At 72.1% G+C, this 13,567-nt stretch carries 12 protein-coding genes; 7 read left to right on the top strand and 5 right to left on the bottom strand.

Translation table 11 applies throughout. The features are described from left to right. Nucleotides 1–36: 36 nt before the first annotated feature. Nucleotides 37–1,494, bottom strand: coding sequence for a DUF2637 domain-containing protein (locus HAV40_RS33575; RefSeq protein ID WP_166388317.1), 1,458 nt, complete (start codon nt 1,492–1,494; stop codon nt 37–39). Between the two features lie 232 nt (nt 1,495–1,726). Here HAV40_RS33575 and HAV40_RS33570 point away from each other — a divergent pair, with 232 nt between their 5' ends. From HAV40_RS33570 to HAV40_RS33550, 5 genes are all read left to right on the top strand, one after another. Continuing rightward, a complete protein-coding gene (locus HAV40_RS33570) occupies nt 1,727–2,299 on the top strand; it encodes a TetR/AcrR family transcriptional regulator (protein WP_155386832.1) in 573 nt (190 codons plus the stop codon). A gap of 431 nt (nt 2,300–2,730) precedes the next feature. After that, the gene (gene ddaH / locus HAV40_RS33565) at nt 2,731–3,489 is read left to right on the top strand and encodes a dimethylargininase (RefSeq protein ID WP_166388316.1); all 759 of its coding nucleotides are present in this window, start codon (nt 2,731–2,733) and stop codon (nt 3,487–3,489) included. Nucleotides 3,490–3,536: 47 nt separating this feature from the next. Further along, the gene (locus tag HAV40_RS33560; protein WP_239085780.1) at nt 3,537–4,463 is read left to right on the top strand and encodes a TIGR04222 domain-containing membrane protein; all 927 of its coding nucleotides are present in this window, start codon (nt 3,537–3,539) and stop codon (nt 4,461–4,463) included. Continuing rightward, nucleotides 4,460–5,299 (top strand): MbnB/TglH/ChrH family RiPP precursor modification enzyme, encoded by an 840-nt coding sequence (locus HAV40_RS33555; protein ID WP_166388314.1) that lies wholly within the window; start codon nt 4,460–4,462, stop codon nt 5,297–5,299. Before HAV40_RS33560 ends, HAV40_RS33555 begins: the two co-directional genes overlap by 4 nt. Further along, nucleotides 5,296–5,841: an SCO6045 C-terminal-like domain-containing protein gene (locus HAV40_RS33550; protein ID WP_166388313.1), complete on the top strand. Its 546-nt coding sequence runs from the start codon at nt 5,296–5,298 to the stop codon at nt 5,839–5,841. The genes HAV40_RS33555 and HAV40_RS33550 overlap by 4 nt, the downstream gene beginning before the upstream one ends. Before the next feature lie 25 nt (nt 5,842–5,866). On the opposite strand, the gene HAV40_RS33545 is transcribed toward HAV40_RS33550, so the two are convergent. The 3 genes from HAV40_RS33545 to HAV40_RS33535 all read right to left on the bottom strand — a co-directional run bounded on the left by HAV40_RS33545 (nt 5,867) and on the right by HAV40_RS33535 (nt 9,065). Continuing rightward, complete coding sequence (locus tag HAV40_RS33545) at nt 5,867–7,765, bottom strand: ABC transporter ATP-binding protein (RefSeq protein ID WP_203671046.1); 1,899 nt, start codon at nt 7,763–7,765, stop codon at nt 5,867–5,869. Nucleotides 7,766–8,039: 274 nt separating this feature from the next. Beyond that, on the bottom strand, nt 8,040–8,792 hold the full coding sequence (locus tag HAV40_RS33540) for an enoyl-CoA hydratase/isomerase family protein (protein ID WP_166388360.1): 753 nt from the start codon (nt 8,790–8,792) through the stop codon (nt 8,040–8,042). Between the two features lie 45 nt (nt 8,793–8,837). Continuing rightward, nucleotides 8,838–9,065, bottom strand: coding sequence for a helix-turn-helix domain-containing protein (locus HAV40_RS33535; protein ID WP_120315961.1), 228 nt, complete (start codon nt 9,063–9,065; stop codon nt 8,838–8,840). A gap of 137 nt (nt 9,066–9,202) precedes the next feature. Between HAV40_RS33535 and HAV40_RS33530 the strand changes: the two genes are divergently transcribed. Then, the gene (locus HAV40_RS33530) at nt 9,203–10,516 is read left to right on the top strand and encodes a hypothetical protein (protein ID WP_239085781.1); all 1,314 of its coding nucleotides are present in this window, start codon (nt 9,203–9,205) and stop codon (nt 10,514–10,516) included. Nucleotides 10,517–10,678: 162 nt separating this feature from the next. On the opposite strand, the gene HAV40_RS33525 is transcribed toward HAV40_RS33530, so the two are convergent. After that, the gene (locus tag HAV40_RS33525) at nt 10,679–12,277 is read right to left on the bottom strand and encodes an ABC-F family ATP-binding cassette domain-containing protein (RefSeq protein ID WP_166388311.1); all 1,599 of its coding nucleotides are present in this window, start codon (nt 12,275–12,277) and stop codon (nt 10,679–10,681) included. 152 nt (nt 12,278–12,429) lie between these two features. On the opposite strand from HAV40_RS33525, the gene ypfJ reads away from it, so the two are divergent. After that, nucleotides 12,430–13,467, top strand: a complete 1,038-nt coding sequence (gene ypfJ / locus HAV40_RS33520; protein ID WP_166388310.1) for a KPN_02809 family neutral zinc metallopeptidase — start codon at nt 12,430–12,432, stop codon at nt 13,465–13,467. The last annotated feature ends 100 nt before the right edge of the window (nt 13,468–13,567 follow it).

Genomic DNA, 13,567 nt, shown 5'->3' with positions numbered 1-13,567 from the left:
TGCGGGAAACCCCGCGGAAACGAAATCGATGCCTGGTCACACCAGATCCGCGTCCACGCCGAGGGCATCGCGCTGCCGGACTGCCTTGATCTGGTTGCGGGCCCAGTTCTCCCCCGGCGTACGCCCGTATTCGCGGGCCGTCCACTCGCGGACGAAGGCCACGCTGACCTGCTCGCCACGCGCGTCCGCTTCGGCGATCATCCGCTGGACCGGCTCCTGGAGGTGGTTGAGCATGCCGCGCGAGGTGATCTCGCTGGTGTCCGACAGCGGCCGGTGCCCCATCGGCTCGCGGCCGGTCGGCGCGCTCCACACCGACTCCAGGGTGGCCCGCAGGTCCGGGCCGAGGACCGTACCCCGCTCGTCGCGCTCCGGCACCAGGTCCTGCGGCACCGCTGCGGGCTCCGGCTGGTAGGCCGGCGGGGGCTCGGTGACGGCTTCCTGTTGCGGCGTCGGCTGGTACAGGGACTGCGGCGGGTAAGGCTCGTGCCCGTTCTGCTGGTGCCCGTTCTGCAGGTGCGGAACATTCTGCTGGTGCGACACGGGGTCGTGTGGCGGCACGGGCTGGTGGTGTGGGACAGGCTGGTGGGGCGGCATGGGCTGGTGGGGCATCGGCTGGTGCGACACCTGGGGCACGGTGCCCGGTGCGGCCCCGGGACGCCAGCTCGCCGAGCGGGCCCGGCGCACCTCGGCGCGGGCGTGGACCTCGACCAGCTTGGCCTGCTGCTCCTCGCGCACCAGCTGCGCGCCGTACAGCCGCCGCTGGCGCTTGGCCTCGCGGGTGTCCTCCAGGTGCGTCAGCGCGTTGCGCACGCTGGGCCGCAGCCCCTCGGCGGGCGGGTGCACGATCCAGGCCCGGCGCGCGGAGAACGTGGAGATCGGCGCGTAGAACCAGCGCTGGCCGAAGCGCGGGTAGCGGGTCTTGAGCGCGACCTCGTCGTCGTAGCCGGCCATGAACTGGTCGAGCAGCTCGTGGAACATCGCCATGCCCGCGAACGACAGGAACGCCAGGTAGAGGCCCGCCCAGATGGACCACTTGTCGCGGCCGTGCACGAAGTTCAGGGTCGCCGAGACGGTCGCCGCGGCGAGCACGATCTTGTATGCCCGGCCGGGGTGCCGCCCGCGCTTGACCGCGACGAACGCCCACGCGCCGAAGGAGATGCTGATGCCGTCGAGGCTGAGCGGGACCAGGACGTTGGTCCAGTGGTTCCAGCCCATGACGTCGTTGGCGAAGCCGGTGAGGCCGATGAAGGACACGCCCATCACGGCGAGCCAGACCAGCAGCGTCGGGATCAGCGCGGCCAGGAACAGGCCGGTGTCCTTGGCCTTGTCCGCGCGGGTGGCGTACCCGCCCGGGTTGGCCAGCCGGACGCCTCGCCGCCGCCCGGCCGAGCGTGCCAGCGGCACGCCGATCAGCAGGGAGATCGTCAGGATCGACACCACCAGCACCATCACCCAGGTCGGCACCCAGGTCTCGGTCAACTGTTCCAGGTCCACAGCTCGTTTCCTCCCCGGCGGGCCGCAGACCCTTGGCCTGCAACGGTTCGCACGGTGTCGCCTTACTGTCCCCGACGCTCAACGCACGCCGGCCGCGGAGGATTCTTCCATGCGACGGTCACGCGCGCATTGCGTCCTAGATCTGCCATCATCGGCGGTGGCCGGGCCCCTACCAGGTGTCAAGCCGTACGTACGGATTGCATGTGCCGGGCCGACCTGCGAAGATCGGCATGTGCCCAGGGTGAGTCAGGATCAGCTCGATGCGCGCCGCCACGAGATCCTCGCCGCGGCCCGCGCCTGCTTCGCCCGCTACGGCTACGAGGGCGCCACGGTGCGCCGCCTGGAGCAGGCGACCGGGCTGTCCCGGGGCGCGATCTTCCACCACTTCCGAGACAAGGACTCGCTGTTCCTGGCCGTCGCCGAGGACGACGCGGTCGAGATGGCCGCCACGGTCGCCGCGAACGGCCTGGTCCAGGTGATGCGGGACCTGCTGGCGCACGCCCAGGACCCCGACGCGGCCGGCTGGCTGGGCACGCAGCTGGAGGTGGCCCGGCGGCTGCGCACGGACCCCGCGTTCGCCAAGCGGTGGGCGCAGCACAGCGAGGCGATCGACACCGCGACCCGCGAGCGCCTGCAGCGTCAGGCCGGCGCCGGCGTGCTGCGCGAGGACGTGCCGCTGGACGTGCTGGCGCACTTCCTGGAGCTGGCGTACGACGGGCTGGTCAAGCGGCTGGCGATGGGCGGCTCGGCCGACGACTTCGGCCCGGTGCTGGACCTGATCGAGGAGACCGTCCGCCGCCGCTGAAGCGGACATCCGGCTCCGGGAATGACGAAACCCGGGGGTACCGCGCGGGTGCGCGGGCCGGCTGGACAAACCGGACGTTCCCCCGGGAATCGGGTGGCTCCCTTGGATTCGCCAGGGCCGCTGACACACGGCCTCGACGCTCCAGTCGAACCTTCAGGTATCGACAGAAGTGCAGTCGATGACAGCCGCCTAGCGGGCAGCCACCTCACGTGTCCTGTAGCTACTCAAAGCTGGACCACCTCCTTTCCCGTGTACCGCCGACATTAGCCACGAGATCCACGCATCGACAAGATATTTTCTGGAGAGCTTTCGGCCGCTACAGTGCCGCCCATGGGCGCCCTCAAACCTTGGCATCTGCTCCTCGGCGGCACGGTCTGCTGCGCCACCGTGGTGGTGGTCGCGCTGGTGGTCTTCCTGGTACTACGTAAGAGATGAGAACCGCCCTGGTCCGCGAGCCCGGTTCCCGGCTCGCCGACGGCATCGTCACCCACATCGGCCGCAGCGACATCGACCTGTCCCTGGCCCGCGCCCAGCACATGGCGTACGCCGACGCGCTGGCCTCGGCCGGGTGGGAGGTCTACCCGGCCCCGGCCGCCGACGACTGCCCCGACGCGGTCTTCGTCGAGGACGCGGTGGTGGTCGTCGACGACCTCGCCGTGCTGACCCACCCCGGGGCCCCGGCCCGCCGCGGCGAGATCTCCGGCGTCGAGCAGGCCGTACTGGAACTGGGCCTGCGCACCGCGCACATCGCCGAGCCGGGCACCCTGGAGGGCGGCGACGTGCTCCAGGTCGGCACGACCGTCTACGTCGGACGCGGCGGGCGCACCAACGCCGAGGGCATCCGCCAGCTGCGGGCGCTGCTCGCCCCGCTGGGACGCACCGTCGTGCCGGTGCCGCTCGGCGCGGTGCTGCACCTGAAGTCCGCGGTCACCGCGCTGCCCGACGGCACCTTCCTGGCCCTGCCGCACCTGGTGCCGACGGGGCTGTTCCCCGCCGTGCGGCCGGTCGAGGAGGAGGGCGGCAGCCACGTGGTGCCGCTCGGCGGCGACCGGGTGCTGCTGGCCGCGTCCGCGCCGCGCACCGCCGAGCTGCTGGCCGATCTCGGATACACGCCGGTCGTGGTGGACATCGGCGAGTTCGAGAAGCTCGAAGGCTGCGTCACCTGCCTGAGCGTCCTGGTCTCCCGCTGATTGCGGCGATGGTCCATCATGAGGGCTCCCTCGTCGAAGGAGCTCCCGTGGCGGACACCTGGGGCATCTCTGGCCCCACCTTCCTGATGCTGTTCGCGGCCGCCGCGGCGGTGGTGCTGGTGGGCACGCTGATCCACCGGTCCCGCCTGTTCGCCGGACCCGGCCAGGTCCGCGTGGACCAGTTGTCCCCGCAGCACACGGCCTACCTCAACGGCGGCGCGGCGCTGGCGGTGTACTCGTCGCTGACCTTCCTGCGCCAGAGCGGTGTCGTGGCGGCCGACAGCGCCGGGCGGCTCACCCGCACCGGCGGGCTGCCGCCGGGCGGCACCCCGCTGGACGCCGCGGTGCTGCACGCCGTGGGCAACGGGCTGCGCACCAAGGAGCTGCACACCGACCGCTCGGTGGCCGAGGCGCTGGCCGCCATCGGCGAGGAGCTGCGCCGCGGCGGCCTCACCGTCGGTCCCGACGTGGTGTCCCGCGCCCGGCGCGGCCCGCTGCTCCTGCTCGCGCTGTTCGCGGTCGGCGTGGTCCGGATCCTCTCCGGGATCGCCAACGACCGCCCGGTGACGTTCCTGGTGCTGCTGGTGATCCCGGTCGGCATCCTCGGCCTGGTGCTGTTCGTGCGCAAGCCGCGCCGTACCAGGGCCGCCGAGAACGCGCTGCTCCAGGCCAAGCGCCACTTCAACCACCTGCGCCCCGCGTCGCGGCCCGCCTGGGACACCTACGGCCCGGCGCAGACCGCGCTGGCGGTCGGCCTGTTCGGCACCGCCGTGCTGTGGGCCGCCGACCCTGCCTTCGCCGGGGAGAGCGAGATCCCGGAGCGCGACGACACCAGCGGCGCGTACGGCCCCTTCTACAGCGGCTCCGACGGCGGCGGATCGAGCGGCGGCGACAGCGGCGGCGGTTCCTCCTGCAGCAGCGGTTCCTCATGCGGCGGCGGCTCCTCGTGCGGCGGAGGCGGGTGCGGAGGATGACCCCGCTGGCCGGACGGGGCATCGGCATCGGCTGGCGCCCCGAGATCTCCGGCTTCGTCGCCGAGCTGCCCGGCCTGCGTTTCGTCGAGGTCGTCGCCGAGTCGCTACCGCACTCCGGTGAGCCCCCGGAGGCGCTGGCGAAGCTGCTCGCGGCCGGTGTCGCCGTGGTGCCGCACGGGGTGAAGCTGTCCCTCGGCGGAGCCGAGCCGGTCGACCCGCACCGGGTCGAGCACCTGGCCGCCGCTGCCCGCGCCGTCGGCGCACCGCTGGTCAGCGAGCACATCGCGTACGTACGCGCGGGCGGCGTGGAGGCCGGTCACCTGCTGCCGCTGCCGCGCAGCCGCGAGGCCGTCGACGCGGTGGTCGCCAACGTCGCGCGCACCACCGCCGAGCTCGGCGTGCCGCTGGCGCTGGAGCCGATCGCGGCGCTGTTCGATTGGCCCGACGACGAGCTGACCGAGGCCGCGTTCCTCACCGAGATCCTGGAACGCACCGACGCGCTGCTGCTGCTCGACATCGCCAACGTGTACGCCAACGCGCTCAACCGGGGCGAGGACCCGGTCGATCTGCTGACCCGGCTCCCGCTGGAGCGCATGGCGTACGTGCACGTCGCCGGGGGCCGCCTGCACGAGGGGCGGTACCACGACACGCATACCGACCCGGTGCCCGGCGAGGTGCTGGAGCTGCTGGGCGAGCTGTGCGCGCGCCAGCGCCCGCCCGCGGTCCTGCTGGAGCGCGACGGCCACTACCCGCCCGCCGCGGCCCTGCGCGCCGAACTCGACGCCCTGTCCGCCGCGACCGGCTACCCGGCGATCACCGGAGCCCCGGCCCGATGACCGGCGGCGCAACGGTCGGCCGGGCCGGTGACGAGCCCGCCCGGCAGCGGGTGCCGGTCGGTGCCGGCGGTGACGGGATCGCGCTGCGAGGGCACCCGGTCGGCGCTGGTGGCGGTGGGCTGGCGCGGCGGCAGGAGGAGCTGGTCCGCGCACTGGTGGCCGGAGCCGCGATGCCCGCCGGCTTCGATGCCGCGGCGGTCGGCGCGACGCGGGACGCGCTGCTGCGCAAGCGGGCCGAGGAGGTCGCGCGGACCTGGCCCCGGCTGGCCGCTGCGGCGGGCCCCGGGCAGTGGGCGCGGACGTTCTCGGCCTGGGCGGCGGGGCGCGCGCCGCAGGGTTCGCTGCGCGACGGCTGGGACTTCGCCCGCGCCCACCCGCCGCGCGATGCCGCGGCCGCGCGCGAACTCGCGCTACGCGAGCTGCTGTGGGCGTACGACGGCGAGACCGCGCCCCGGCCACGCCGCGGCCCGGCCGCCCGCCTCCACGGTGGAGAGCTGCACCTGCGCTGGCGTGGCCGCGCCCACACCCTCGGCCGCCGCTGACCGCCCCGCTGCGCCGTGGGACCCGTCAGGCAGGCGTGTCGGCCAGCCGGGGTGAGGTGGGGGTGGTGGTGAACTGGGTGCGGTAGAGGTCGGCGTAGAGGCCGCCGGAGGCCAGGAGCTGTTCGTGGGTGCCGCGCTGGACGATGCGGCCCTGGTCCAGGACGAGGATCTGGTCGGCTTCGCGGACGGTGGACAGGCGGTGGGCGATGACCAGCGCGGTGCGCCCGGCCAGGGCGGTGGACAGGGCCTGCTGGACGGCGGCTTCGCTCTCGGAGTCCAGGTGGGCGGTGGCCTCGTCGAGGATGACGATCGAGGGGGCCTTCAGCAGCAGGCGGGCGATGGCGATGCGCTGCTTCTCACCGCCGGAGAAACGGTAGCCCCGCTCGCCCACCACGGTGTCGAGACCGTCGGGGGTGGCCCGGACCAGGGTGTCGATCTGCGCGGCCGCCAGCGCGGCCCACAGCTCGTCGTCGGTGGCGTCGGGCTTGGCGTAGCGCAGGTTCTCCGCGATGGTCTCGTGGAACAGGTGCGCGTCCTGGGTGACGACGCCGATGGTGTCGCGCAGCGACTGCAGCGTGGCGTCGCGTACGTCGACGTCGCCGACGAGCACCGCGCCGCTGGTGGCGTCGTACATCCGGCTGACCAGCATCGAGGTGGTGGACTTGCCCGCGCCGGAGCTGCCGACCAGCGCCACCATCTGGCCGGGTTCCACGGTGAAGGAGACGCCGCGCAGCACGGGGGCGGTGACGGTGCGCTCCAGCGTCGCGACGTCCTCCAGGGAGGCCAGCGAGATCTCGGCGGCGGTCGGGTAGCGGAACGCGACGTCCCGGAACTCGATCTTCGAGGAGCCCCGCGGCACGTCGACCGCGCCGGGCTTCTCCGCGATCGCGGGCGGCAGGTCGAGCACCTCGAAGACCCGGTCGAAGGAGACCAGCGCGCCCATCACGTCGATGCGTACGTTCGACAGCGCGGTGATCGGGCCGTAGAGGCGGGTCAGCAGCAGCGCCAGCGCGACGACGTCGCCCGCGTCCAGGCTGCCCCGCACGGCGTACCAGCCGCCCAGGCCGTAGACCAGGGCCTGGGCCAGCGCCGCGACCAGCATCATGGCCGCGAAGAAGGTGCGCGAGTACATGGCGCTCTGCACGCCGATGTCGCGTACCCGCCCGGCGCGCTCGGCGAAGCGGCCGGACTCAGTCTCGGGGCGGCCGAACAGCTTCACCAGCAGCGCCCCGGCCACCCCGAACCGCTCGGTCATGGTCGCGTTCATCTTCGCGCCGAGGTCGTACGACTCCTTGGTGATCTCGGCCAGCCGGTGGCCGACCCGCCGCGCGGGCAGGATGAACACCGGCAGCAGGATCAGCGACAGCACGGTGATCTGCCACGACAGGGTCAGCATGACGACCACGGTGAGCACGAGCTGGATGAGGTTGCCGACGACCCCGGACAGCGTCGAGGTGAACGCGCGCTGCGCGCCGAGCACGTCGCCGTTGAGCCTGCTGACCAGCGCGCCGGTCTGCGCCCTGGTGAAGAACTGCACCGGCATGTGCTGCACGTGGTCGTACACCTGGGTGCGCAGGTCGTAGATGAGGCCCTCGCCGATGCGGGCCGAGTAGAACCGCTCGACCAGCGACAGCCCGGCGCTGATGAGGGCCAGCAGCGCGATGACGACCGCGATCGTGACGACGGTCCGGCCCGCGCCCGCGGCCATGACCCCGTCCGTGGGCGTGATCGCGGTGACGACCCGGCCCGCCAGCAGCGGTGTCGCCACCCCGATGACCGCGCCGACGACGATGGTCACCAGGAAGAACGCGATCTCACGGCGGTACGGCCGGGCGAAGGACAGGATCCGCTTCGCGGTGGGCTTGCCGATCTTGCGGTTCTCGACGGTCTGCCCACGGCGCATGGACCGCATCAGCGTCTCCATGCCCGCTCCCCCACCCGGATATGTCACCGGTGAAACCTCCCACTGCGAAAGACCCGACGTGCCGCTCAACGTGGCCCGCCGAACGAAAATTCCTTAGCCCGGCTCATTAACTATTCCGCTGGGCAGACAATGGCACACGACGCCGATGCCGCCCGCTCACCGGAAAGGAGAGAGCGGCCGTCTTTCCACCATGACGAATCAGCCACTCGTATGACGCCCGAAAGAGTGGGTCACGGTGCGGGAAAGGGATGGCGGAACCGATACCGCCGGAAAGTCACTCGCCCAGGCCGGCCAGGTCGCGGATGCGGCGCGTCTGCGCCTCGCGCTCCGCGCGCTCCTGCACGGCGAAGCCGCGACCGCCCGCGGCGGCCAGCAGGGCCTTGATCTCGACGACCGCGTCACGCGGCGCGGCCAGCACGGCATTGGCCAGATCGGCCGCGGCGGCGTCCAGCTCGTCGCGCGCCACCACGAGGTTGACCAGGCCGATCCGGTCGGCCTCGGCCGCGTTGACCCGGCGGCCCGTCACGCACAGCTCCAGCGCGCGGGCGTAGCCGACGAGCTCCACCAGGCGCTTGGTGCCGGTGAGGTCCGGCACGAGCCCCAGCGTCACCTCCGCCATGGCGAACAGGGCGTCTTCGGCGGCGATGCGCAGGTCGCAGGCCAGTGCGAGCTGGAAGCCCGCGCCGATGGCGTGGCCCTGCACCGCGGCGATGGTGATCAGATCAGGTCGGCGGAGCCAGGAGAAGGCCTGCTGGAAACCGGCGATCCGGTCCGCGCACTCCTCCGGGCTGACGGTGGCGAGCTGCTGGAACTCGCCGCCCTGCACCACTTTCAGGTCGAGGCCCGCGGAGAAGGACCGCCCTTCCCCGCGCACCACCACGACGCGCACATCGCCGGCGAGCCCCCGTGCGGCTTCGGCGAGACCTGCCCAGAGCTCGGGGGTCTGCGCGTTGCGCACCTCCGGGCGGTCCAATGTCACCGTCGCGACCGGACCGTCCTGGCTGATGCGAAAGCCGGCCGCTGCCATCTCAGACATCAACCGGCTCCCCAAGCTCTGCGTGGCGCGGGTGAATCATGCCTTCTTGCGCCGACGGGCTCCGCCGCGCTGACGCAGCGCGACTCCGGACTCGGTGAGCACGCGGTGGATGAATCCGTACGAACGGCCAGTCGACGCGGCCAGCGCGCGGATGGACTCACCCGACGTGTAGCGCTTCACGAGGTCCTTGGCGAGCGTCTGGCGTTCGGTCCCGACGATCCGGCGACCCTTCTCGGTGGTGGTAGCTGTGCCGGTGGCTGCCATGTTGAAATCCTCACGTCCCGGACGATGCGGTTTGCGGTCCAACCTATTAGACCGCCTCCGACGATCATGCGCTAGATATCAATTCCATGCCAACCGACACGCACGGTGCTGTCGGGTACCCGATAGCGTGTCTCGCCGTGACCACCGTCGACCCCCTGAGCACCCGCGACCGCGAACGGCGAGACCTGTTCGGCTGGTTCGTGCTGGTGACATTCGGCCTGCTCGCGACCTGGCTGGCGGTGCGCGCCGGGGCCCGGCTGGGCACCGCGAGCGCGCCGTTTCTGGGCCGCTATCGCCTCGAACTGTCGCCGATGTCGTTGCTGGCGCCCGTCGTCGCGACAGCCGTGCTCGGCGCCGCCTGGCGCGGCTGGATCCATCGACTGCCGTGGTGGGCGGTCAGCCTCGGGGCGACCGTCGCGTTCTTCGCCTGGGCCGTCTCGCTGGCGCTCGTCGACGGCTCCGACGGGCTGACCCGGTCGCTGACCCCGGACAGTTACCTGGGCGACGTGCAGGAGGTCGGCGACGACCCGCTGGGCTACCTGCGCAGCTTCACGGACCGCTCGGCCGAGCACACCGCGGCCACCCGGGGGCACCCGCCCGCGCCGGTGCTGGTGCTGTGGGCCGTGCAGCGGCTCGGGGTCACCGACCACCTGGCGCTGGGGCTGCTGGTGACCGCTGTCGGGGCGCTGTCGGTGCCGATGGTGCTGGCCGCCGTACGCGACATGAGCGGCGAGGCCGCCGCGCGGCCGTACGCGCCCGTGCTGGCGCTCGCGCCGTACGCGGTGTGGACGGCGGTGTCGATGGACGCCGTGGTGGCCACCATCGGCGCGGCGATGACGCTGGCCGGGGTGCGCGCCACCCGCCGCCACGGCTGGCGGGCCGCGGCGTGGGCGGTGCTGGCCGGGCTGCTGCTGGGCACGGCGGCACTGTTCTCGTACGCCGTGGCGTGGCTGGGGCTGTCCGTGGTGTTCCTGAACTTCGCCCGTCGCCGCGCCGCCCTGAACATGTTCGCCGGGCTCGGCGTACTGCTGCCGGTGCTCGGCGCGGCCCGGCTGGGCTTCACCTGGACCGACGGGCTCGGCACCGCGTACGCCGACTTCGCCCAGCGCATCGAGCCGCACCGGTCAGCCCTGTGGTGGGGCCTGATCAGCGTGTGCGCGCTGCTGCTGGCCGCCGGGCCGCCCATCTACGCCAGCCTGCGCAAGGTGCGCAACACCCCCGGCTGGCCGTTCCTGGTGGGCGCGTCCGGCGCGGTGCTCTTCTCGGTCGGGGCGGGCCTGGCCCGCGGCGGCGCGGAACACGCCTGGCTCCCCTACTTCCCGTGGCTCACCATCGCCGCCGTCGCCCCCGAACGCCCCGGCGGCGACCCCGTCCCCGCCCCACTGACCCTGGTCGCCGTAGGCGCCCTCTCCGCCATGATCATCGAAGCCGTCCTCTCCACCCCCTGGTGACCCGCCCACCCCGCCGCCGCGCCTCGCCACCACGGCCCGTCGCGCGGCGCGCGCCGTTTCGGTCCGCAACTTTGAAAGAGTCGCGGCCTCGGCAGGTGCCGGTGGCCGCGACTCTTTAAGAGTTGCGCGGGGGGTGGGGCTGGCGGGTGGGGTGGGGTGGGGTCAGGCGAGTTCGACGAGTTCGAGGAGGTCGTCGGACCAGGCGTCCTCGTCGCCGTCGGGGAGGAGGATGGCGCGGTCGGGTTTGAGGGCGGCGACCGCGCCGGGGTCGTGGGTGACCAGGACGATCGCGCCGGGGTAGCGGGCGATGGCGTCGAGGACCTGCTCGCGGCTGACCGGGTCGAGGTTGTTGGTGGGCTCGTCGAGCAGGAGCACGTTCGCGCCGGAGCAGACCAGGGTGGACAGGGCCAGGCGGGTCTTCTCGCCACCGGACAGGACTCCGGCGGGCTTGTCCACATCGTCCCCGCTGAACAGGAACGCGCCCAGGATGCGGCGCAGTTCGGTGTCGGTCTGCTCGGGGGCGGCCGAGCGCATGTGGTCGAGGATGGTGCGCTCGACGTCGAGGGTCTCGTGCTCCTGGGCGTAGTAGCCCAGGCGCAGGCCGTGACCCGCCTTGACCTCGCCGGTGTCCGGCTCCAGGATGCCGGCGAGCATACGCAGCAGGGTGGTCTTGCCCGCGCCGTTGAGGCCCAGGATGACCACGCGCGAGCCACGGTCCACCGCGACGCCGACGTCGGTGAAGATCTCCAGCGAACCGTACGACTTGGACAGTCCCTCCGCCGTCAGCGGCGTCTTGCCGCAGGCGGCCGGGGTCGGGAAGCGCACCTTGGCGACCTTGTCGGTGGCCCGCACCTCGTCCAGCCCGGCGATCATCTTCTCGGCGCGCTTGGCCATGTTCTGCGCCGCGATCGTCTTGGTGGCCTTCGCGCGCAGCTTGTCGGCCTGCGCCATGAGCGCGCCGGCCTTCTTCTCCGCGTTGGCCCGCTCGCGCTTGCGGCGGCGCTCGTCGGTCTCGCGCGCCTCCAGGTACGTCTTCCAGCCCATGTTGTACGCGTCGACGACCGAGCGGTTGGCGTCGAGATACCACACCTTGTTGACGACGGCCTCCAGCAGCGAGGCGTCGTGGGAGATGACGATGAGGCCGCCCTTGTGGCCGCCGAGGAAGCCGCGCAGCCAGGTGATGGAGTCGGCGTCGAGGTGGTTGGTGGGCTCGTCGAGCAGCAGGATGCCGCCGCCGGTCTCGGTGGCGTCGCGGAACAGGATGCGGGCCAGTTCGACACGGCGGCGCTGACCGCCGGACAGGGTGCCCACGGTCTGCTGGAGCACCCGGTCGGGCAGGCCCAGGTTCGAGCAGATCCGGGCGGCCTCGGCCTCGGCGCCGTAGCCGCCGAGCGCGGAGAACTGGTCCTCCAGCTGGCCGTAGCGGCGCATGAAGCGCTCGTCGTCGGCGAGCTTGCCCTCCAGCTCCTTCATCTCGTTGCGCAGCACGTCCAGCCCGCGCGCGGACAGCACCCGGTCGCTGGCGGTGATGCCGAGGTCGCCGGTGCGGGGGTCCTGCGGCAGGTAACCGACCGGGCCCCGGGTGTCGATCTTGCCCGCGTACGGGGTGCCCTCGCCCGCGAGGACCTTGAGCGTGGTGGTCTTGCCAGCCCCGTTGCGCCCGACGAGACCGATACGGTCGCCGGGCTGCACGCGCAGGGTGGTGTCCCCCAGCAGGATGCGCGCTCCGGCGCGCAGTTCCAGACCGGTGGCCGTGATCATGTATTGCTCCCAGGTCGGGGGTGGGCCACCGGGTGGCTTCGGGAAGGAGACTCCAGTCTACCGAGCACCCCGAGCCGCCCTGCCACGGCATTTACCCTTGAGACAGCCTGATTTGGGTGTGATTCGCCACAAAACTGCCTACGCTGGCGAACGTGAGCATCAACGAGAACGCCGAACTCGACCCGTCACAGGTCGAGGACATGCGTGGCGCCGGGGGCGGGCGCGGCGGAGGCGGCTTCAACTTCCCACCCATGGGCGGCGGAGGCGGCGGGGGCGGCGGCGGGATGGGCGGCGCGGGCGCGGGCTGCCTGGCCGGGCTGCTGCCGATGCTCATGAAAAGCAAGATCGGCATGGCGGTACTGCTGGTCGGCGCGCTCTGCGTCGGCTTCCTGATCTGCACCGGCGGCGGCTCCAGCCTGTTCAGCGGCGTCGGCGGGCTGACCCCCGAGCAGCAGCAGAACCAGCCGGGCCCCAACGACGTCAACAGCAGCGCGCTGGCGCAGCAGTGTGACAAGTCGAACCCGAAACGCTTCGACAACCCGGCCTGCCGCAACCTGCTCTACATCAACTCGATCCAGGCGTACTGGCGCTCCGCGATGCCGCAGTACCTCGGCCAGCCGTACCAGCCGGCGACCACCCGGTTCTTCACCGGCTCGGTGAACACCGCGTGCGGTCCGGCCACCGCCGGTGTCGGCCCGTTCTACTGCCCCGGCGACAACCACGTCTACATCGACCTGAGCTTCTACGACGAACTGGCCAACCGGTTCGGCGCCAAGGGCCAGTTCGCCCAGGCGTACGTGCTGGCCCACGAGTACGGCCACCACATCCAGACCCTGCTCGGCACCGAGGCCCAGGTGCGCCGTGCCCAGCAGCGCGACCCCGCCAACGCCAACAAGTACTCCGTCGCCATGGAACTGCAGGCCGACTGCTACGCGGGAGTCTGGGCCAACGCGGCCGCCAAGACCACCGACGCCACCGGCCAGCCCCTCTTCAAGTCCATCACCCAGCAGGACATCGACCAGGCCCTCGAAGCCGCCGCCGCCGTAGGCGACGACGCCATCCAGCAGAAGGCCACCGGCCGCATCAACCAGGAAGCCTTCACCCACGGCTCCTCCGCCCAACGCCAGCAATGGTTCGACCAGGGCTACCGCACCGGCGACCCCCGCCAGTGCAACACCTTCGGCAACTGACACCACCGCCCACCCCGCCCCTCCCACCTGGGGCAACTCTTAAAGACTTGCGGCCTCCGCCACGCGCTGAGGCCGCAAGTCTTTAAGAGTTGCGGCACAG

This window comes from Catellatospora methionotrophica (genome assembly GCF_011297335.1).
Lineage (GTDB): Bacteria > Actinomycetota > Actinomycetes > Mycobacteriales > Micromonosporaceae > Catellatospora > Catellatospora methionotrophica.
This window is presented reverse-complemented; position numbering and strand designations above follow the sequence as displayed.